The sequence below is a fragment of the Stenotrophomonas lactitubi genome, from assembly GCF_002803515.1.
Lineage (GTDB): Bacteria > Pseudomonadota > Gammaproteobacteria > Xanthomonadales > Xanthomonadaceae > Stenotrophomonas > Stenotrophomonas lactitubi.
On the sequence record NZ_PHQX01000001.1, the window covers coordinates 2,657,452 to 2,678,729 of the forward strand.

A 21,278-nucleotide genomic window follows, 5' to 3' on the forward strand; every position below is an offset into this window, starting at 1 on the left:
GGCAGGAACGCGCTTTCGCGCACCGCCTGGCTCGCCGTGAACCAACAAATGGATGAAACCCGCCTTCGGCAGGCTGCCGTAAAACGGCCGCGAAATTGTAACGGCCAGGGGGCTTTGGAACAAGGTCCGGGGCTGAACCGGACTTCCCCGTTCAGAGGTTGAAGCGGCGCTGCGGGGCCAGCAGACCGCTATCGTCGACCTGGCCCAGGCCCTGCGCCGCCGATCCGGGACCGAACACGGCCACCAGGCCGCGCGGCCAGGAAGGGTCGCGCTGGCGCTGGCCCACGCAGAAACGCTGGGTCTGCTCGGCGTCCAGGTCGACCCGGGGATACTCGGACAGACCGGCTGCAAGCGGTAGCAGCAGCGCGTCCATGGCGGTCTCGTCCTGCGCTTCCACCAGGGCCCTCAGCTGCTCCAGGGTGACCATCGCCGGTTCGTGGAACGGCTCCACCCACAAGCGACGCAGGGCACTGATGTGCGCCCCGCAGCCCAGCGTTTCACCCAGGTCACGGGCCAGACTGCGGATATAGGTGCCCGAGCCGCAGGTGACCCGCAGCCGCAGCCGCTCGGGCTGCTGCTCCAGTATCTCGATGGCATGGACCTTGACCTGGCGCTCGGGCGCCTCGATGGCGTCGCCTCGGCGGGCCTTCACATAAAGCGGTTCCCCGCCCTGCTTGAGCGCGGAATAGATCGGCGCACGCTGCAGGATGTCGCCCAGCAGCGGCGCGATCGCCGCCTGCAGGGTCTCGGGACTGATCGCAGGCACCGGCCGCTCGAGCAGCACCTGGCCCTCCGAGTCATCGGTATCGGTGGTCTGGCCCAGCACGATCTCGGCGTCGTAGGCCTTGGCCGAGCCCAGCAGCAGGCCGGCGATCTTGGTGGCCTCGCCGAAGCACAGCGGCAACAGGCCGGTGGCCAGCGGGTCAAGGCTGCCGGTGTGGCCGCCCTTTTCCGCACGGAACAGGCGACGAGCGACCTGCAGCGCGGCGTTGGAGCTCATGCCGGTCGGCTTGTCGAGCAGCAGGATGCCATCCAGGCGGCGGAACTGAATTCGGGTCATGACAGGTACGGGTAGCGCCGGGCCATGCCCAGCGAGCGCGCAGCGCGGTCTGCATCAGACATCGCGCAGCCGGAATGCAACAACGCCGGGCATGCCCGGCGTCGCGCGGTTATTCTTCGTCGCCTTCGCGACGCTTTTCGGCGGCCACGGTATCGGGCAGGTCGCGCAGCAGGTTGTCGATGCGCTCGCCACGATCGACCGAGTCGTCGTAATGGAAATGCAGCTCCGGCACATGCCGCAGCTTCATCGCGCGCGCCAGCTCCATGCGCAGGCCCCAGGCCAGTTCCTTCAGGCCCTTCACTGCTTCCACCGAACGTTCCGGCATCAGTGCGGTGACGAACACCTTGGCGTGGGCCATGTCGCGGGTGATTTCCACGTCGGACACGCTCACCGAGGGCAACCCGTGCTCGCGCACGGCGTTGTGCACCAGGGTGCCGAGTTCACGGCGCAGCTGGGCGGATACACGGTCGGTTCGGTGGAAAGTCTTGGGCACGCGGCAGGCTCTTGATTCGATTGTGGCCCGACCGAGGTCAGGCACTACAGTTTACGGGATGAAACGAGACCGGCCCGTGAGGGCCGGTCCGTTGCAGCATTACAGGGTGCGCGGCACTTCGATACGCTCGAAGCACTCGATCTGGTCACCCGGCTTGACGTCGTTGTAGGCCTTCACCGCGATACCACACTCGGTACCGTTGCGGACTTCCTCGACGTTTTCCTTGAAGCGGCGCAGCGATTCCAGTTCGCCTTCGAAGATCACCACGCTGTCGCGCAGGACGCGGATCGGCTTGTTGCGCTTGACCACACCCTCGATGACCATGCTGCCGGCGACGGCACCCAGCTTGGAGCTGCGGAAGACGTCGCGGACCTCGGCGATACCGATGATCTCTTCGCGGATCTCCACGCCCAGCAGACCGGAGGCCACCTGCTTCACCTGATCGATCACGTCATAGATGATCGAGAAGTAACGCAGGTCCACGCCGTTGGATTCGATGATGCGACGGGCCGAAGCATCCGCACGCACGTTGAAGCCGATGACGGTGGCCTTCGAAGCGGCGGCCGAATTGGCGTCCGACTCGGTGATGCCGCCCACGCCGGAGTGGATCACGTTGATGCGGATGTCGTCGTTGGACAGCGCCACCAGGGCCTGGCTCAACGCCTGCACCGAACCCTGCACGTCGGCCTTGATGACCAGGTTGAGGACCTGCTGGCCCTCGCCCTTGCCCAGGGTCGCCATGATGTCTTCCATGCGGCTGCCAGCGGTGGCGACCAGGCGCGATTCACGGCGCTTGGTCTCACGCTGCTGGGCAACGTCCTTGGCCAGACGCTCGTCGTCGACGACGACGAAGTCGTCACCGGCTTCCGGCACGCCGGACAGGCCCAGGACCTGCACCGGGATGGACGGGCCAGCGAACTCCGGCTGCTTGCCGGTTTCGTCGAACAGCGCACGCACGCGGCCGTACTGGATACCGCACACCAGGTAATCGCCCTTCTTCAGGCGGCCCTGCTGCACCAGCACCGTCGCGATCGGGCCACGGCCCTTGTCCAGCGACGATTCGATGACCACGCCGTTGGCACGACCCTCGTCGACCGCCTTCAGTTCCAGCAGCTCAGCCTGGACCGAAACAGCTTCCAGCAGATCGTCGATGCCCAGGCCGGTCTTGGCCGAGATCTCCACCATCTGGGTGTCGCCACCGAAGTCTTCGGCCACGACCTGCTCGGAGAGCAGCTCGTTCTTGACCCGCATCGGGTCGGCGCCGGACTTGTCGATCTTGTTGATCGCCACGATCAGCGGCACACCCGCCGAACGGGCGTGCTGGATCGCCTCCTTGGTCTGCGGCATGACGCCGTCATCGGCAGCCACGACCAGCACCACGATGTCGGTCAGCTTGGCACCGCGGGCACGCATCGAGGTGAACGCGGCGTGGCCCGGGGTATCCAGGAAGCTGATGACGCCCTTCGGCGTTTCAACGTGGTACGCACCGATGTGCTGGGTGATGCCGCCGGCTTCGCCGGTGGCGACCTTGGTGCGACGGATGTAATCCAGCAGCGAGGTCTTGCCGTGGTCGACGTGGCCCATGATGGTGACCACCGGCGGACGCTGCACGGCCTCGCCCTTGTTCTCACCCGCCGATGCCAACAGCGCGTCTTCGGCGTCGTTGTCGCTGGCGCGGATCGCCTTGTGGCCCAGCTCTTCGGTGACCAGTGCCGCGGTGTCGTGGTCGATGGACTGGGTGATGGTGGCCATCACGCCCATCTTGAACAGCGCCTTCACCACCTCGCCGCCCTTCAGCGCGAGCTTCTGCGCCAGGTCGGCCACGGTGATGGTGTCGCCGATCGCCACTTCACGCACGACCGGTGCGGTCGGACGCTCGAAGGCATGCGGGCCGGAGTTGCCACCGCCGCGCGACATGTCGCGACGGCCGGACGTCGGACGGCTGCCCGGGCGACCACGGTTGTTGCTGTTGTTGCTGTTGCCACGGCGCGCACGATCGGCAGCGGACAGGTGCATCTGACCGGCAAAGCGGTCACCCGGTCCACGCTCGTTGCGCGGCGCGTTGCGGTTGTTGCGGTCGTCGCTGCGCGGCGGCGCTGCACTACGCGGAGCAGCCGGGGCTGCGGCCGGAGCGCGCGGCGGGCGCGGCGCGGTTTCGTCGATCGGAGCACGCACCTTGGGCTTGCTGGCAGCCAGGGCCTCGGCAGCCTTGGCGGCAACCGCAGCTTCCTCGGCCGCCTTCTTCTCGGCCTCGGCACGCTCCTTGGCAGCGACCTCTTCCTCGCGTGCACGGACGATGGCCTCGTCACGCAGGCGGTCCTTCTCGGCCAGGGCCTGCTGCTCGGCAAGGTTGCGTGCGCGCGACTCTTCCAGCTTGCGCAGGATGTCGGCACGCTCTTCGTCCGGGGTCATCGCACGCGCACCATCCTTGACGTAGGTGCGCTTCTGGCGCACTTCCACGTTCACGGTTGTCTTGCTGCGACCGGAACTGACCGTCACTTCCTGTTGCTTGCGACGGTTGAGGGTGATCTTCTTGGCAGATTGATCAGTCTCTTCCGGGGCCTGCTCGGGCTTGCCGTGCGAGCGACGAAGGAAGCCCAGGAGCTTCACTTTCTCGGAGCTGGTCACGACCTGGTCGGGACCGCTGAACTTCATGCCGGCACCAGCCAGCTGTTCCAGCAGTTTTTCGACCGGTGTATTGACCAGTTCAGCAAGCTTGCGGATGGTGGTTTGCTGCGACATTCGGATCCTATGATCTTGTGGGCGCCCCCCCGCATCTGGAGGTGGCGCGGATTCTACGCCCTGATCGGCTCAGGGCCCTGTTCATTGCCGGCTCATTCGCCGCGTTCCAGTCGGGCGATTTCCTCGGCACGCGCGGCCAGGATCAGCGCCGCGGCGCGCTCCTGGTCCAGCCCTTCAATGCCGAAGTCCATGACCTCGTCGGCGGCCAGGTCGGACAAGTCCTCGCTGGTACGCACGCCGTGGCCGGCCAACGCGTATGCGGTGGCTTCGTCCATGCCCTTCAGGGACAGCAGGTCCTGTGCCGGCTGGCCGTCCTCCAGGCCTTCCTCGACTGCCAGGGCCTCATTGAGCAGCGCATCGCGGGCACGTGCGCGCAGCTCTTCGACGATGTCTTCGTCGAAACCTTCCACGGCCAGCAGTTCGCCGACCGGTACGTATGCAATTTCCTCGACCGTGCCGAAGCCTTCGCTGACCAGGATGCCAGCGATTTCCTCGTCCACTTCCAGCTTGTCCATGAACAGCTGGCGGGCCGAAGCCTGCTCGGCTTCCGACTTGGCGGTCACCTGGTCCTGGGTCATCACGTTGAGCTGCCAGCCGGTCAGGCGGCTGGCCAGGCGCACGTTCTGGCCGCCCTTGCCGATCGCCTGGGCCAGGCGGTCTTCAGCAACGGCCAGGTCCATCGAATGCTTGTCTTCATCGACGATGATCGACTGCACTTCGGCCGGCGCCATCGCATTGATGACGAAGTTGGCCGGGTTCTCGTTCCACAGGACGATGTCCACGCGCTCGCCATTGAGCTCGTTGGACACGGCCTGCACGCGCGAACCACGCATGCCGATGCAGGCGCCGATCGGATCGGTGCGCTGGTCGTGGGCGAGCACGGCAATCTTGGCGCGGTCGCCCGGATCGCGGGCACAGGCCTTGATTTCCACCAGGCCCTGGCCGACTTCCGGCACTTCCAGCTTGAACAGCTCGATCATGAATTCCGGTGCGGCGCGGCTGATGAACAGCTGCGGGCCACGCGGCTCCGAACGCACTTCGGCCAGGTAACCGCGGACGCGGTCGCCGGCACGCAGGACATCACGCGGAATGCCCTTGTCCTTCGGAATGAAACCTTCAGCGTTGCCGCCAAGGTCGACATAGATGTTGCCGCGCTCGGCGCGCTTGACCACACCGGTGATGAGCTCGCCCACACGGTCGGCCCATGCATCGACAACCTGCTGGCGCTCGGCTTCGCGCACGCGCTGCACGATCACCTGCTTGGCGGCCTGGGCGGCGATGCGACCGAAGTCGGGGTTCTCGATCTGCTCTTCGATGTAATCGCCGACGTCCACGCCTTCGGCTTCGTCGATCGCGTCCATCAGGCGGATCTGGCGATCCGGCGATTCCATCACTACGTCATCGGCCACCACTTCCCAGCGGCGGTAGGTTTCGTAGTTGCCATCCTTGTGGTCGATGACCACGCGGGTCAGCACTTCCTCGTCGGGATAGCGCTTCTTCGCTGCCGAGGCCAGGGCGGCCTCGATGGCATCGAAGATTACTTCACGCGGCACGCCCTTCTCGTTGGCGACCGCGTCCACTACCAGCAACAGTTCCTTGCTCATTGGCTCACTCCGCGCGCGGCTTCTTTGCCGCCGGCTCGTTGGAAGAAGAATTCTTGTTCGGCTTCGGACGCTTCGGTGCCGGACCGGTCGGCTTGCTCGGGGCCAGCCCCAGCGCCACCCAGTCAGGCATGATCCGCGCCTTGTCGATGTTGTCGGCCGACACCACCAGTGCGGTGTTGTCGACAATGAAGGTGATGCTGCCCTGCGCCTCGTCGATCGCGTCGATGCGACCCTGCAGGCGACGGCGGTTTTCCTGCGGCAGCTTCAGGGTGACCTTGGCCGATTCGCCGAGGTGACGACCGAACTGCTCCAGGTTGAACAGCGGGCGATCCACGCCCGGCGAGGACACTTCCAGCGTGTAATTGCCGCTGATCGGGTCCTCGACGTCCATCTGTGCAGAGACTTCGCGGCTTACCCGCTCACAGTCGTCCACATTGATGATGCGCTCGGGCTGTTCCGCCAGCGGCACGTCGATGTAAAGGCGAAGGGTCGCACCGCCGGGGGCCGGCAGATACTCAACGCCCAGCAGCTCCAGGCCCAGCGACACAACGGTCGGGGCGAGCAGATTCGCGATGTCGGTTGCCTTGTCGCTCACAGCCTGCCTTGATCTCTTGGTTGGGTGCCGGCCTTGGCCAGCATGGAAACATGACGCCCCGAAAACGACGAAGGGCCCGCTGGGCCCCTTTTCCGGAAAGACTCCGGTGACTGGATTCCGGTTGCAACGCGCTGAACAAGCGTGCTGCGGCCCTCCTTCCGGGTGGATCTCCGATGGGGAGCGCCGCCGTCAGGGGTACTTCTAGGCCGCTGATGATAGCCCCTGCACCGCTCTGGTGCAAGGCTGCGGCCGTCCTGAAACCCTTCGCTGCGCTCGCCGGGCATGGCCCGGCGCTACCGGGTGACCGCGCGATGGCAGCGCCGGGCCACGCCCGGCGGATCGACGGAAGCCGCAAAGAAAAACGCCCTCGAAGCAGAGCTTCGAAGGCGCATTCTTTACTTGGTAGCGGGGGCAGGATTTGAACCTGCGACCTTCGGGTTATGAGCCCGACGAGCTGCCAGACTGCTCCACCCCGCATCAGAAGCGGAATTATGAGGGATAACTTCAAAACCTGCAAGCTTTTCCTCATTCATCGAATTGGTTGGAGCCGATTCGATGTGTTGGTAGCGGGGGCAGGATTTGAACCTGCGACCTTCGGGTTATGAGCCCGACGAGCTGCCAGACTGCTCCACCCCGCACCGGAAGTGCTTGAACTGCTGCCCCACTCTGGCGAGGGGGCGCTCCGCAACGATGTTCTGGCTGAACCGCTGCAGTGACAACTCAAGCTGCGTATATTACACGAATCGCGCAGCTTTGTGTCAACTTTTATGCAAGATGCGCAAATGCCTGCTGGCACCAGACCATGATCGGGTTCCAGGCAAGGCCCAGCGCCAGCAATGCCAGTGCGTTCACGCCCAGCACCACGCCCAGCACGCGGTCCTTGCTGCGCGGCATGGCCTCGCCCACCGGCTCATCGAAGTACATGACCTTGATGACGCGCAGGTAGTAGAAGCAGCCGACCACGGCACACAGCACGCCCAGGATCGCCAGCCACAGCAGGCCACCGTTGACGGCTGCGCCCAGCACGGCCAGCTTGGTCCAGAAGCCGAGGAACGGCGGGATGCCCGCCAGCGACGCCATGATGCACAGCACCAGGCCGGCCATCCACGGGTTGCGGGCGTTCAGGCCCTTGAAGTCCTCGATGTTCTCCGCCTCGAAGCCGGCACGCGACAGCGCGATGATCGCGCCGAAGGCCGCGGTCGACATGATCGCGTAGGCCAGGGCGTAGAACAGCGCCGCCGCATAGCCCTGCGAACCACCGCCGGCGATGCCCATCAGCAGGAAGCCGATGTGCGACACGGTGGAGAACGCCAGCATGCGCTTGAGGTTGCTCTGCGCGATGGCCATCAGGTTGCCGATCACCAGCGACAACGCGGCCAGGCCGGCAATCATCAGCTGCAGTTCGGTCGACAGCGGGCCCACGCCCATTTCCAGCAGGCGATAGGCCATGCCGAAGGCGGCCAGCTTCGGCGCCGAACTGATGAACAGCGCGATCGGTGCCGGAGCACCCTGGTACACGTCCGGCAGCCACATGTGGAACGGTGCGGCACCCAGCTTGAAGGCAACACCGGCAATCATGAATACCGCGCCGGTGATCAGCAGCACGCGCTCTTCCGAGTGCGGGATGGCGGCCTGGATGGCATCCAGGTGCAGGCTGCCGGTGGCGCCATAGATCAGCGACATGCCGTACAGCAGCAGGCCCGAAGCCAGCGAGCCGAGGACGATGTATTTCATCGCCGCTTCCGAGGCCAGCCCGCTTTCGCGGTTGCTGGCGACCAGCGCGTAGGAGCACAGGGCCAGCAGTTCCAGGCCCAGGTACACCATCAGCAGGCTGCCGGCGGAGACCAGGATCATCATGCCGGCGGTACCGAACAGGATCAGCACCGGAATCTCACCCTGGAACAGCTTGCGCTCGCGCAGGTAGCCCCAGCCGTAGATCAGGGTCAGGCCGCTGAGCAGCACGATCCCGGTCTTCATCACGTCCGCGGCGGTATCGCGCACGAACATGCCATGGAAGACCTCCCCCTGCCCGCCCACGCCGGTGGCCAGCATGAACAGCACCACGGCCAGTGCGGCGACCGAGAACAGGTGGGTGACGATCTTGTTCCGTTCGCTGACGAACAGGTCGAGGATCATCAGGGCGAAGGCACTGCCGATCAGCACCAGCTCGGGAGCGAGCGGTGGCAGGTCAGCGGCGGTCAGTGGCAGCAGCGGCGAGGTGGTCATCATCAAATCCTGGAATTACAGCAGCTTGCTGGATGCGATCTGCATCGCCAGCTTTGCGATCGAGGGCTCCATCAGGTCGGTCAGCGGCTTGGGGTAGATGCCCAGGGCCAGCACGCCAATGGCGAACACGCCCAGCACCAGCCATTCGCGGCCGTTGATGTCCTTCAGTTCGGCGACGTGGCTGTTGGCCACCTCGCCGAAGAAGACGCGCTTGTACAGCCACAGGGTGTAGGCCGCGCCGATGATCAGGGTGGTGGCTGCGCCCAGGGCGATCCACGGGTTCCGCTGGAACGCCGCGAGGATGACCATGAACTCGCCGACGAAACCGCTGGTACCCGGCAGGCCCGCATTGGCCATGAAGAACAGCATGGCGAAGGTGGCGAACCAGGGCATCACGTTGACCACGCCGCCGTAATCGGCGATGCGGCGGCTGTGCATGCGGTCGTACAGCACGCCGACGCAGGAGAACATCGCGCCGGACACGAAGCCGTGCGAGATCATCTGCACCATGGCGCCCTGCAGGCCCAGGCGGGCCGCATCGACGTTGCCGGCTTCACGCACCAGCCACAGGGCAATGAAGGTGCCCAGGGTGACGAAGCCCATGTGCGCGATCGACGAATAGGCGATCAGCTTCTTCATGTCGTCCTGCACCAGGGCGACCAGGCCGACGTAGATCACCGCGATCAGCGACAGTGCGATGACCAGCCATGCCCACTCCTGCGACGCATCGGGGACGATCGGCAGGTTGAAGCGCAGGAAGCCGTAGCCACCGATCTTCAGTGCGATGGCGGCCAGGATCACCGAACCGGCGGTCGGCGCTTCCACGTGCGCGTCCGGCAGCCAGGTGTGCACCGGGAACATCGGCACCTTGACCGCGAACGCGATCAGGAAGGCGAAGAAGATCCAGGTCTGTTCCTTGCCCGACAGCTGCAGTGCATAGAGGTCGGCCAGCTGGAAGCTGCCACCCTTCATGTACAGGTAGATCAGCGCCACCAGCATCAGCACCGAGCCGAGGAAGGTGTACAGGAAGAACTTCAGCGCGGCGTAGATGCGGCGCGGGCCGCCCCAGACACCGATGATCAGGAACATCGGGATCAGCATCGCCTCGAAGAACACGTAGAACAGCATCGCGTCCGTGGCCGAGAAGATACCGACGGTGACACCTTCCAGGATCAGGAAGGCCGCCACGTACTGGTTCACGCGCTTGTCGATCGCGCTCCAGGCACCGATCAGGGCGAGCACGCTGACCAGCGTGGTCAGCAGGATCAGCGCTACGGCGATGCCGTCCACGCCCAGGTTGTAGCCGATGTTGTAGGTCGGGATCCAGGCGTGGGTCTCGACGAACTGCAGCGCGTCGATGCCCGGGTTGTAGCCGCCCAGCAGCGAGAGACTCGCCACGAAGGTCAGCACCGCGACGCCCAGCGACGCCCAGCGGGCGGTCTGCGCATCACGGATCGCAAGGATCAGGGCACCGCCGAGGATCGGCAGCCAGATGAGGACACTGAGTAGAGGCCAGTTCGACACGTCTTCTTATTCCGTACAGGTCATCAACGCAGGTAATGCATCAGCACGCCCAGGAGGGCAATCAGGCCGATGATCATCGCGAAGGCGTAGTGATAGAGGAAACCGGATTGGGTACGGCGCAGCACGCTGGCTGCGACGTCCACAACACGTGCCGAGAGATTGACCACGCCGTCGACGATGTTGCTGTCGATCCAGCGCGAGACCTTGCCCAGCTTGACGCTGCCACCGGCGAGGCCATCGATCCACAGCTTGTCGAAGCCGTACTTGTTTTCCAGCACGGACACCACCGGGGCGAAGGTCTTGCGCGCCTTGCCCGACAGGTCCGGCTTCCACAGGTAGAACAACGCAGCCAGCAGGAAGCCTGCCAGGGTCAGCCAGAACGGCGGCAGCATCATGCCGTGCAGCGCGAACGCCACCGGACCATGGAACTCCTCGCCCAGGAAGGCCACGGTGTTCTTGGCCGGATCGTAGAAATCGACGATGCCGGTGAAGAACGTGTTGACCTGGCCCTTGATCGCCGCATGGGCGTGGTGACCCGCCCAGTCGGTGCCGTGCAGCATCGGACCGATGCTGAAGAAACCGATGGCGATCGACGGGATGGCCAGCAGGATCAGCGGCAGCGTCACCACCCACGGCGTTTCATGCGGCTCATGCGGACCGTGGCCATGGCCGTGGTCGTCATGCGCGTCGGCATGGTGTGCGTCGGCAGCATGGTGGTCGTCATGACCATGACCGGCGTGCCCATCTGCATGGCCGTCGCCATGAGCGTCATGTGCGTCGCGGAAGCGTTCCTTGCCGTGGAAGGTCAAGAACAGCAGGCGGAAGCTGTAGAAGCTGGTCACCAGCACGCCACCCAGCACTGCCCAGTAGCCATAGGTGGCCACCCAGCTGTTCTGCATGTGGGCATGGATCTCGGCGGCCTCGATGATGGTGTCCTTCGAGTAGAAGCCGGAGAAGAACGGCGTACCGACCAGGGCCAGGGTACCGATCCACATGGTGATGAAGGTGATCGGCATGTACTTGCGCAGGCCGCCCATCTTGCGCATGTCCTGCTCGTGGTGCATCGCGATGATGACCGAGCCGGCACCCAGGAACAGCAGCGCCTTGAAGAAGGCGTGGGTCATCAGGTGGAACACGGCAGCGGAATACGCCGACACGCCCAGCGCCACGGTCATGTAACCCAGCTGGGACAGCGTGGAGTATGCGACGACGCGCTTGATGTCGTTCTGCACGATGCCGATCAGGCCGGTGAAGAACGCGGTGGTGGCACCGATGAACAGGATGAAGTTCAGCGCGGTCTGCGACAGCTCGAACAGCGGCGACATGCGGGTGACCATGAAGATACCGGCGGTCACCATCGTCGCGGCGTGGATCAGCGCCGAGATCGGGGTCGGGCCTTCCATCGAATCCGGCAGCCACACGTGCAGCGGAACCTGCGCCGACTTGCCCATGGCGCCGATGAACAGGCCGATGCAGATGACGGTGGCGATCGACCAGATCACCGGCTCGTTGAGCAGCTGCATGCCGAACATGGTGCCGTCCCAGATCTGCAGCTGGGCGCGCGGGTCGGCGAGCATGCCGGCCTGCGAGAACACCTGCGAGTAATCCAGGGTACCGAACACCCACAACACACCGGCGATGCCCAGCAGGAAGCCGAAGTCACCGACGCGGTTGACCAGGAACGCCTTCATGTTGGCGAAGATCGCGGTCGGACGCTTGAACCAGAAACCGATCAGCAGGTACGACACCAGGCCCACTGCTTCCCAGCCGAAGAACAGCTGCAGGAAGTTGTTGCTCATCACCAGGGTGAGCATCGAGAAGGTGAACAGCGAGATGTAGCTGAAGAACCGCTGGTAACCCGGATCGTCCTGCATGTAGCCGATCGTGTAGATGTGGACCAGCAGCGACACGAAGGTCACCACCACCATCATCATCGCGGTCAGCTTGTCGACCATGAAACCGACGTGGGCCGAGTACTGGCCGACTTCGAAGAATGTGTACAGGTTCTCGTTGAACGGCTGCGCCCCGCCCCACAGCAGCTGGTAGAGCGTGTGCATCGACAGGCCGCAGGCAACGGCGACACCGAGGATGGTGATGGTCTGCGCGCCGAAGCGCTTGACCTGGCGACCGAACAGGCCGGCGATGATGCTGCCGAACAGCGGTGCAAGCACCACTGCGATCAACAGACTCTTGGAGAGAGTGATTTCCATCTGTGGATCAGCCCTTCAACGAATCGACTTCGCCGACATTGATCGTTCGGCGTGTACGGAACAGGGTCACCAGGATCGCCAGGCCGATGGCGGCCTCGGCTGCGGCGACGGTCAGGATGAAGAACACGAACAGCTGACCGGACGGATCACCCAACTGACGCGAGAACGCGACGAAATTGACGTTCACCGACAGCAGCATCAGTTCGATCGACATCAGCAGGACGATGACGTTCTTCCGGTTGAGGAAGATGCCGGCCAGGCTGATGGCGAACAGCACCGCGCCGAGCGCAAGCATGTGGCCAAGGGTAATCACGGCTGGGTCTCCTCGCCGGCAACCGGCTTGCTGTTGCTGTGCACGACCGGCACTTCGGCGCCCATCTTGACCATGCGCAGGCGGTCGCCCGCCTTGACCATGGTCTGTTCACCCGGGTTCTGGCTCTTCACACCGGTACGGCGACGCAGGGTCAGCATTACCGCGGCCACAACAGCCACAGTCAGGATGACGGCAGCGAACTCGAACGGCAGCAGGTACTCAGTGAACAGCGTGCGGGCCAGCCAGGTGACGTTGGAGCTGTCTGCAGCAACCGCGGCGGCGTTGTCGGCCGGGAACGGAGTGACCGCCCTGCCCTTCACGCCGATCAGGGTCAGCATCTGCACCAGCATCGCCACGGCAACGATGAGGCCGACCGGCAGGTAGCGCACCCAGCCTTCACGCATCTTCGTAGGATCGATGTCGAGCATCATCACCACAAACAGGAACAGCACCATCACCGCGCCGACGTAGACCAGCACCAGCGCAACACCGAGGAACTCGGCGCCGACCAGCAGCCACACGCAGGCGATGGAGAAGAAGGTCAGCACCAGGCACAGGACAGCATGCACGGGGTTGCGCACGCTGATCACTGCAGCGGCCGAAACCGTTGCCGCGATGGCGAAGACCCAGAAAGCGATATTTACCCAATCCATCTCTCGACCTCAGCGGTAAGCGGCATCGGCGGCACGACGCTCGGCGATCTCGGATTCGAGACGGTCGCCCAGGGCCAGCAGCTGCGGCTTGGTAACGATGTTTTCGCCACGATTCTCGAAGTGGTACTCGAGGATGTGGGTCTCGACGATCGAGTCCACCGGGCAGCTTTCCTCACAGAAGCCGCAGAAGATGCACTTGAACAGATCGATGTCGTAGCGCGTGGTACGGCGGGTGCCGTCCTCGCGCTTGGCCGAATCGATGGTGATGGCCAACGCCGGGCACACCGCTTCGCACAGCTTGCAGGCGATGCAGCGCTCTTCACCGTTGGGATAACGGCGCAGGGCGTGCAGGCCACGGAAGCGCGGCGACTGCGGGAACTTCTCCATCGGGTACATCATCGTGTACTTCGGCTTGAAGCTGTACTTCAGCGTCAGCCAGAGACCGGCCAGCAGTTCGAGCAGCAACAGGCTCTTGAAGTAATGGGTAATCCTGTTCATCACTTAGACGCCCTTTTGAATCACGCCGAAGAACACCATGACGGCGGTAACCGCAATCCACAGAATGGCCAGCGGGATGAAGACCTTCCAGCCCAGGCGCATGATCTGGTCATAGCGGAAGCGCGGGAAGCTGGCACGGAACCAGATGTAGGCACTGGCGAAGAAGAACACCTTGACGAACAGCCACGGTGCACCGCCCTTCCAGATCCAGTCGACCAGCGGCGAGATATCGCCCGGGTTGACCCAGCCCTGGATCGGGCTCAGCCAGCCGCCGAGGAAGAAGATCGAGATCAGGAAGCTGATCAGGATCATGTTCGCGTATTCGGCCAGGAAGAACAGCGCGAACGCACCGCCCGAGTACTCGACCATGTGACCGGCGACGATTTCCGACTCACCTTCCACCACGTCGAACGGCGCGCGGTTGGTTTCGGCAACGCCCGACACCCAGTAGATGACGAACAGCGGGAACAGCGGCAGCAGGAACCAGTCGAAGAAACCGGAATTGCCGGCCTGCGCCATCACGATGTTGCTCAGATTCAGGCTGCCCGCAGCGATCATCACGCCGACCAGGGCGAAGCCCATGGCGATTTCGTAGCTGATCATCTGCGCCGAGGCGCGCATCGCACCCAGGAACGCATACTTCGAGTTGGATGCCCAACCGGCCAGGATGATGCCGTAGATGCCGAGCGAGGTCATCGCCAACAGATACAGCAGGCCGGCGTTGGCGTTGGACAGCACGATCTGCGAATCGAAGGGCACCACCGACCAGGCCGCGAAGGCCGGAGCCAGGGTGATCAGCGGCGCCAGCAGGAAGATCGCCTTGTTGGCGCTGCTCGGCTGCAGGACTTCCTTGAACAGCAGCTTGAAGACGTCGGCGAAGGCCTGGAAGATGCCCATGCCCACGTACATCGGGCCGTGGCGGACGTGCATCCAGCCGATCAGCTTGCGTTCCCAGACCACGTAGAAGGCCACCGAGACGATCACCGGAACGGTGATCACCAGGATCTTCAGGATGATCCAGATCAGCGCGCCGATGTCACCGAGGCCAAGCAGCCACTGGTGCAGCGGATCGACCGCGTTAATCAGCAATTCGTTCATGCAGCCACCACCGAAACACGAGCGGCACCCAGCGGCGCGGTTGCGCCGTGGCCCGATTCAATCCAGACCGAACCCGCAGCGACGCGGGCGTCGACCACCACCGGCAGGGTGGCCTTGCCGGCATCGGTGCCGACCTTGGCCATCTGCCCTTCCTGCAGCTGCAGGCGGGCGGCATCGTCAGCGTTGAGCACGATGCGCGGGGCGTTGTTGAGCGGATGCGACTGCAGCGCCGGGGCGCGACGGACCACCGCATCGGTGCGGTAGATCGCAGCGGTCGAGGCCACTTCCAGGCCTTCGCCGGCAAGGGCCGGCTGGGCCGAGGCAGCGACGGCAACAGTCACCGGGGCCAGGCTGGCGCGCAGGCCGGCCAGGTCGATGAACTCGAAGCCGGCGACGGCCAGCTCAGCGCCAAGCGCACGCAGCACTCGCCAGCCCTCGCGGGCCTCGCCCGGCAGCTTGCCGCCGGCACGGGCCGACTGCTCGCGACCGTCGAGGTTGGTCAGGGTGGCATCGATTTCCGGCAGTGCACCGATCGGCAGGATCACGTCGGCGACGTCGCGGGTCGAGGCGCAGGCGAACTGGCTGAAGGCCACCACCTGTGCGCCGACCAGCGCCTTGCGCGCGGCCGGAGCATCGGCGAAGTCCAGGCCCGGTTCCAGGCCGTAGACCACGTAGGCCTTGCGCGGATCGGCCAGCATCGCGGCGACGTCCTTGCCGGCCGGCAGCACTCCGGCGCGGGTCAGGCCGATCGCGTTGGCGCCCTGCGGGATACGGCACAGCTTGGCACCGGTGGCGGCGGCGAAGTCACGCGCAGCGGCACGGATCGCGGCAGCCTGCGGATGGTTCTCGGCGATGCCACCGACGATCAGCACGGTGTTGGTACCGCCCTGCACCGCCGAACGCAGCTCGGCGTTGGCCAGTGCATCGGCGAACTTTGACGGGGCCACGATCTGCTTGCCGGCAATGCTGAACGCGAAGTCGAAGTCGACCGGGTTGACGACGTGGATCTTCGCGCCGTTGGTCGTCTGCGCCTTGCGCAGGCGGGCGTGCAGCAGCGGCAGTTCGTGGCGGATGTTGCTGCCCAGAACGACGATGCGGTCGGCGCCTTCGATCTCGGCCAGCGGCAGGCCGAACACTTCGGCGGTGGCGGCGTCGGAGAAGTCGCGGTTGTTGATGCGGTGGTCGATGTTGCTCGAACCCAGGCCAGTAGCCAGGCGGGCCAGCAGTGCGCCCTCTTCGTTCGAGGTCGACGGGTGCACCAGCACGCCCAGGTTGTCGCCCTGGTTGGCCTTGAGGATCTCGGCGGCCGCGGCCAGGCCTTCGGCCCAGCTCACTTCCTTCCACTCGCCATTGACCTTGCGCAGCGGCTTGACCGCACGGTCTTCGCTGTACAGGCCCTGGTGCGAATAACGGTCACGATCGGACAGCCAGCACTCGTTGACCGACTCGTTGTCGCGCGGCACGGTACGCAGCACTTCGCCGCGACGCACGTGCAGGAACAGGTTCGAGCCCATCGCGTCGTGGTAGCCCAGCGATTCGCGCGCGGTCAGTTCCCACGGACGGGCGCGGAACTGGAACACCTTGTTGGTCAGCGCGCCGACCGGGCACACGTCGACCACATTGCCCGAAAGCTCGGTGGTCAGCGGCTTGCCGTCGTAGGTGCCGATCTGCAGGTTTTCACCGCGGTACATGCCACCCAGTTCGTAGGTACCGGCGACGTCGGCGGTGAAGCGGACGCAGCGGGTGCACTGGATGCAGCGGGTCATCTCGGTGGCGACCAGCGGCCCCATGTCCTCGTCGGCCACCACGCGCTTGCGCTCGTTGAAGCGGCTGACCGAACGGCCATAACCCAGCGACACATCCTGCAGTTCGCACTCGCCGCCCTGATCGCAGATCGGGCAATCCAGCGGGTGGTTGATCAGCAGGAACTCCATCACCGAGCGCTGGAACTTCAGCGCCTTCTCACTGCGGGTGGCGACCTTCATGCCGTCCATCACCGGCGTGGCACAGGCCGGCGCCGGCTTCGGCGACTTTTCCACGTCGACCAGGCACATGCGGCAGTTGGCAGCGATCGGCAGCTTCTCGTGGTAGCAGAAGCGCGGAATCGAAATGCCCGCCTTGTCGGCGGCCTGGATGATCATCGAACCCTTGGGCACGACCAGCGACTTGCCATCGATCTCGATGGTGACGTGGTCCGGTGGCACGCTGGGATTTATGGGTTGCGCGCTCATGCAGCGGCTGCCTCCACCTTCTTGCCGTCAACCATCGAATGACCGTTGACGATGTAGTACTCGAATTCGTCCCAGAACTGGCGCAGGAAGCCCTGGATGGGCCACGCCGCCGCTTCGCCGAACGCACAGATGGTGTGACCTTCGATCTGACCGGCCACGGTCTTCAACTGGTGCAGGTCTTCCATCGTGGCCTTGCCGGCGACGATGCGCTCCAGCACGCGGTGCATCCAGCCGGTACCTTCGCGGCACGGGGTGCACTGGCCACAGGATTCCTTGTGGAAGAACTGGCTGATGCGGCAAGCGAACTTGACGCAGCAGACGCTGTCATCCAGCACCACGACCGCACCGGAACCCAGGCCGGAGCCCAGCGCACGGATGGTGTCGTAGTCCATCGGCAGGCCCTTCAGCTCGGCCGCGGTCAGCACCGGCATGGACACGCCGCCCGGGATCGCGCCCTTGAGCTTGCGGCCCGGCTTGAGGCCGCCAGCCATCTCCAGCAGGTCGTCGAAGGTGGTACCGAGCGGCACTTCGAAGTTGCCGCCCTTCTGCACGCAGCCGGACACCGAGAAGCACTTCGGGCCGCCATTGGCGGTCAGGCTCAGGCCCTTGAACCACTCGGGACCATTGCGGATGATCGCCGGCACCGAACCATAGGTTTCGGTGTTGTTGATCGTCGACGGCTTGCCATACAGGCCGAAGTTGGCCGGGAACGGCGGCTTGTAGCGCGGCTGGCCCTTCTTGCCTTCCAGCGATTCCATCAGTGCGGTTTCTTCACCGCAGATGTAGGCGCCGGCACCGAGGGCGCCGTAGATGTCGATATCCACGCCCGAGCCCAGCACGTTCTTGCCCAGCCAGCCGTTTGCATAGGCATCGGCCAGGGCCTGCTCGAAGTGCTCGAACGGCTCGTGGTGGAACTCACCGCGCAGGTAGTTGTAGCCCACGGTGGAACCGGTGGCGTAGCAGGCGATCGCCATGCCTTCCACCACCGAATGCGGGTTGTAACGCAGGATGTCGCGATCCTTGCAGGTGCCCGGCTCGGATTCATCCGAGTTGCAGAGGATGTACTTCTGCACGTTGCCCTTGGGCATGAAGGACCACTTCAGGCCGGTCGGGAAACCAGCGCCGCCACGGCCGCGCAGGCCCGAGGCCTTGACCATCTCGATGACCTGCTCCGGCGGGATCTTCTCTTCGAGGATCTTGCGCAGGGCGGCGTAGCCACCGGTCTTCAGATAGCTTTCGTACGACCACGGGGTGTCGTAATGCAGGGTGGTGTAGACCACCTGGTGCGGCAGCGGCGCGGGGCCGACCGGACCCTTGGATTCGTGGTGATGTGCCATGCCCTTACTCCAGCCCGTCCAGAAGCTCGTCGACCTTTTCCAGGGTCAGACGCTCATGGTAGTGACCATTGATGACCATCATCGGTGCACCCGCGCAGCCGGCCAGGCACTCTTCCTCACGCTTGAGGTAGACGCGGCCGTCAGCGGTCGACTGACCGTTCTTGATGCCCAGCTTCTTCTCGCAATGGCGCACGATGTCTTCGGCGCCATTGAGCCAGCAGCTGATGTTCGTGCAGATGGCCACGTTGTTGCGACCCACCTTCTCGGTCTCGAACATCGAGTAGAAGCTGGCAACCTCGTAGGCCCACACCGGCGGCAGGTCCAGGTACTTGGCCACGCCGGCGATCAGCTCGTCGGTCAGCCAGCCCTGGTTCTGCTCTTGGGCAGCATGCAGACCCTGCAGCACGGCAGAGCGCTTGCGGTCCGGCGGGAACTTGGACAGCCAGTGATCGATGTGAGCGCGGGTTTTGTCGCTCAACACCACCATCGGGTCGACGTCGCGCGCCGCCTCGAAATTACCTGTCGCCTTCATCGGCCGACCTCAGCGAAATGCATAACGTGAAATTGCAGAAACTGCGGCGCCGGCTTGCGCCGGCTGCCTGCAGCGGGCGTTGGCGTGGCGGACGGCATTACCGGTCAACCTCGCCGAACACCAGATCGTAGGTACCGATCATCGCCACCACGTCGGCCAGCATGTGGCCGCGCACGATCGAATCGATCGAGGACAGGTGGGCGAAGCCCGGCGCACGGAGGTGTACGCGGAACGGCTTGTTGGCGCCGTCGGAAACCAGGTAGCAGCCGAACTCGCCCTTGGGCGCTTCAACCGCGGCGTAGGTCTCGCCGGCCGGCACGCAATAGCCTTCACTGAACAGCTTGAAGTGGTGGATCAGCGCTTCCATGTCGTCCTTCATGTCCTCGCGCTTGGGCGGAGCGACCTTGAAGTTCTTGACCATGACCGGGCCTGGGTTGGCCTTCAGCCACGCCACGCACTGCTTGATGATGCGGTTGGACTCGCGCATTTCGGCCACGCGGCACAGGTAGCGATCGTAGCAATCGCCTTCCTTGCCCAGCGGGATGTCGAAATCGACAGCATCGTACTTCGCGTACGGACGCTTCTTGCGCAGATCCCAGGCGATGCCCGAACCACGCAGCATCACACCGGTCATGCCCCACTGGTGGGCCAGTTCCGGCGTGACCACGCCGATGCCAACGGTACGCTGCTTCCAGATACGGTTGTCGGTCAGCAGGGTCTCGTATTCGTCGACACGGCCCGGGAATTCATTGGTGAAGTTTTCCAGGAAGTCCAGCAGCGAACCTTCGCGCGAGGCGTTGAGGTTCTTCAGGGCCTTGCCCTTGTGCCAGCGCGATTCCTTGTACTTCGGCATATGGTCCGGCAGGTCGCGGTAAACGCCGCCCGGACGGTAGTACGCCGCGTGCATGCGCGCGCCGGAGACCGCTTCGTAGCAGTCCATCAGCTCTTCGCGCTCGCGGAAGGCGTACAGCATCACCGCCATAGCACCCAGGTCGAGTGCGTTGGAGCCCAGCCACATCAGGTGGTTCAGGATGCGGGTGATCTCGTCGAACATCGTGCGGATGTACTGCGCGCGCTCCGGCGCCTCGATGCCCATCAGGGTCTCGATCGAGCGCACGTAGGCGTGCTCGTTGCACATCATCGACACGTAATCCAGGCGATCCATGTAGCCGATCGACTGGTTGAACGGCTTGGACTCGGCCAGCTTCTCGGTGCCCCGGTGCAGCAGACCCACGTGCGGGTCGGCACGCATGATGGTCTCGCCGTCCATCTCCAGGATCAGGCGCAGCACACCGTGCGCGGCCGGATGCTGCGGGCCGAAGTTCATGGTGTAGTTGCGGATTTCCTGCCGGCTTTCGGCAGCATTGCTGGCGAATGCTTCGCCGGCCTGGTGTACGTGACTCACTTCACTGCCTCCTGCGAGCGCTCGCCGGCAGCGGTCTGCAGGCGGGCGTCGTCGCGGATCACGCGCGGCACGCCGACACGCGGCTCCACCGAGGTGACCGGTTCGTAGATGACACGCTTCTTTTCTTCGTCGTAGCGGACTTCGACGTTGCCGATCAGCGGGAAGTCCTTGCGGAACGGATGACCGACGAAACCGTAGTCGGTCAGGATCCGGCGCAGGTCCGGGTGACCTTCGAAGATCACGCCATACAGGTCGAACGCTTCGCGCTCGAACCAGTTCAGGCCCGGCCAGATGCCGGTCAGCGAGGACACCACCGCCAGCGCTTCGTCAGGCGCGAAGCAGCGCAGGTGCATCATCAGGTTGTGCTGGTACGAACGCAGCTGTGCGACCACGGCAAAGCGCTGGGTCGGCATGTGCTGCGGGCGGGCACCGTCGGCGCTCTCTTCGCTGGGGAACTCGCCCCAGGCGAAGCGGCCCTGGGCCTTGCCTTCGACACCGCGGCTGAAGCCCTGCGAGGACACGTCGGCGGTGTCCCACTCATCGGAGCCGTAACCGAGGTAATCGACGCCGCAGAGGTCCACGGCCTGCTCGAAACCAAACTCGTCACGCAGCGCGAGGGCGGTGGCGTGCCACTCAGCGGCAGGCACTTCCAGCGTCACTTCGCCGCGGGGTTCGACCACGATGACCTTCGCACCTGCGAAACGTGCGGAGAGTCGGTCGATGAAGGATGCTTGCTCTGCCATGGGGGCTTGGCGCG

General features: G+C 64.5%; 17 protein-coding genes and 2 tRNA genes. All 19 read right to left on the reverse strand.

Annotation, left to right across the window (positions count from 1 at the left end):
* Nucleotides 1-151: 151 nt before the first annotated feature.
* Complete coding sequence (gene truB / locus CR156_RS12560; RefSeq protein ID WP_100553091.1) at nucleotides 152-1,060, reverse strand: tRNA pseudouridine(55) synthase TruB; 909 nt, start codon at nucleotides 1,058-1,060, stop codon at nucleotides 152-154.
* A 109-nt stretch (nucleotides 1,061-1,169) separates the two neighbouring features.
* Nucleotides 1,170-1,553, reverse strand: coding sequence for a 30S ribosome-binding factor RbfA (rbfA, locus tag CR156_RS12565; RefSeq protein WP_025876229.1), 384 nt, complete (start codon nucleotides 1,551-1,553; stop codon nucleotides 1,170-1,172).
* Nucleotides 1,554-1,652: 99 nt separating this feature from the next.
* The gene (gene infB, locus CR156_RS12570) at nucleotides 1,653-4,295 is read right to left on the reverse strand and encodes a translation initiation factor IF-2 (protein WP_089236290.1); all 2,643 of its coding nucleotides are present in this window, start codon (nucleotides 4,293-4,295) and stop codon (nucleotides 1,653-1,655) included.
* A 92-nt stretch (nucleotides 4,296-4,387) separates the two neighbouring features.
* Nucleotides 4,388-5,899 carry a transcription termination factor NusA gene (nusA, locus tag CR156_RS12575; protein ID WP_089236291.1) on the reverse strand — a complete coding sequence of 504 codons (1,512 nt, stop codon included), beginning with the start codon at nucleotides 5,897-5,899 and terminating at the stop codon, nucleotides 4,388-4,390.
* A gap of 4 nt (nucleotides 5,900-5,903) precedes the next feature.
* Entirely contained in the window at nucleotides 5,904-6,494 is a 591-nt protein-coding gene (gene rimP / locus CR156_RS12580; RefSeq protein ID WP_089236292.1) for a ribosome maturation factor RimP, read from the reverse strand.
* A gap of 400 nt (nucleotides 6,495-6,894) precedes the next feature.
* Nucleotides 6,895-6,971: transfer RNA gene (locus CR156_RS12585), tRNA-Met, on the reverse strand.
* Between the two features lie 84 nt (nucleotides 6,972-7,055).
* Nucleotides 7,056-7,132, reverse strand: a tRNA-Met gene (locus CR156_RS12590).
* Nucleotides 7,133-7,259: 127 nt separating this feature from the next.
* The gene (nuoN, locus tag CR156_RS12595; RefSeq protein WP_100553092.1) at nucleotides 7,260-8,720 is read right to left on the reverse strand and encodes an NADH-quinone oxidoreductase subunit NuoN; all 1,461 of its coding nucleotides are present in this window, start codon (nucleotides 8,718-8,720) and stop codon (nucleotides 7,260-7,262) included.
* Between the two features lie 15 nt (nucleotides 8,721-8,735).
* A complete protein-coding gene (locus tag CR156_RS12600) occupies nucleotides 8,736-10,244 on the reverse strand; it encodes an NADH-quinone oxidoreductase subunit M (protein ID WP_089236294.1) in 1,509 nt (502 codons plus the stop codon).
* A gap of 23 nt (nucleotides 10,245-10,267) precedes the next feature.
* Complete coding sequence (gene nuoL / locus CR156_RS12605) at nucleotides 10,268-12,454, reverse strand: NADH-quinone oxidoreductase subunit L (protein ID WP_100553093.1); 2,187 nt, start codon at nucleotides 12,452-12,454, stop codon at nucleotides 10,268-10,270.
* Between the two features lie 7 nt (nucleotides 12,455-12,461).
* Nucleotides 12,462-12,767: an NADH-quinone oxidoreductase subunit NuoK gene (nuoK, locus tag CR156_RS12610; protein ID WP_006381125.1), complete on the reverse strand. Its 306-nt coding sequence runs from the start codon at nucleotides 12,765-12,767 to the stop codon at nucleotides 12,462-12,464.
* Entirely contained in the window at nucleotides 12,764-13,420 is a 657-nt protein-coding gene (locus CR156_RS12615) for an NADH-quinone oxidoreductase subunit J (RefSeq protein WP_100553094.1), read from the reverse strand. The genes nuoK and CR156_RS12615 overlap by 4 nt, the downstream gene beginning before the upstream one ends.
* Before the next feature lie 9 nt (nucleotides 13,421-13,429).
* Nucleotides 13,430-13,918: an NADH-quinone oxidoreductase subunit NuoI gene (gene nuoI / locus CR156_RS12620; protein ID WP_005417924.1), complete on the reverse strand. Its 489-nt coding sequence runs from the start codon at nucleotides 13,916-13,918 to the stop codon at nucleotides 13,430-13,432.
* A 3-nt stretch (nucleotides 13,919-13,921) separates the two neighbouring features.
* The gene (gene nuoH, locus CR156_RS12625; RefSeq protein WP_099819057.1) at nucleotides 13,922-15,016 is read right to left on the reverse strand and encodes an NADH-quinone oxidoreductase subunit NuoH; all 1,095 of its coding nucleotides are present in this window, start codon (nucleotides 15,014-15,016) and stop codon (nucleotides 13,922-13,924) included.
* A complete protein-coding gene (gene nuoG / locus CR156_RS12630) occupies nucleotides 15,013-17,247 on the reverse strand; it encodes an NADH-quinone oxidoreductase subunit NuoG (protein WP_100553095.1) in 2,235 nt (744 codons plus the stop codon). The genes nuoH and nuoG overlap by 4 nt, the downstream gene beginning before the upstream one ends.
* Complete coding sequence (gene nuoF, locus CR156_RS12635) at nucleotides 17,244-18,584, reverse strand: NADH-quinone oxidoreductase subunit NuoF (RefSeq protein ID WP_025876206.1); 1,341 nt, start codon at nucleotides 18,582-18,584, stop codon at nucleotides 17,244-17,246. The genes nuoG and nuoF overlap by 4 nt, the downstream gene beginning before the upstream one ends.
* A gap of 4 nt (nucleotides 18,585-18,588) precedes the next feature.
* Nucleotides 18,589-19,116 (reverse strand): NADH-quinone oxidoreductase subunit NuoE, encoded by a 528-nt coding sequence (nuoE, locus tag CR156_RS12640; RefSeq protein WP_025876204.1) that lies wholly within the window; start codon nucleotides 19,114-19,116, stop codon nucleotides 18,589-18,591.
* Nucleotides 19,117-19,213: 97 nt separating this feature from the next.
* Complete coding sequence (locus CR156_RS12645) at nucleotides 19,214-20,521, reverse strand: NADH-quinone oxidoreductase subunit D (protein WP_089236300.1); 1,308 nt, start codon at nucleotides 20,519-20,521, stop codon at nucleotides 19,214-19,216.
* On the reverse strand, nucleotides 20,518-21,264 hold the full coding sequence (locus tag CR156_RS12650) for an NADH-quinone oxidoreductase subunit C (RefSeq protein ID WP_100553096.1): 747 nt from the start codon (nucleotides 21,262-21,264) through the stop codon (nucleotides 20,518-20,520). Before CR156_RS12650 ends, CR156_RS12645 begins: the two co-directional genes overlap by 4 nt.
* Nucleotides 21,265-21,278 lie beyond the last annotated feature (14 nt).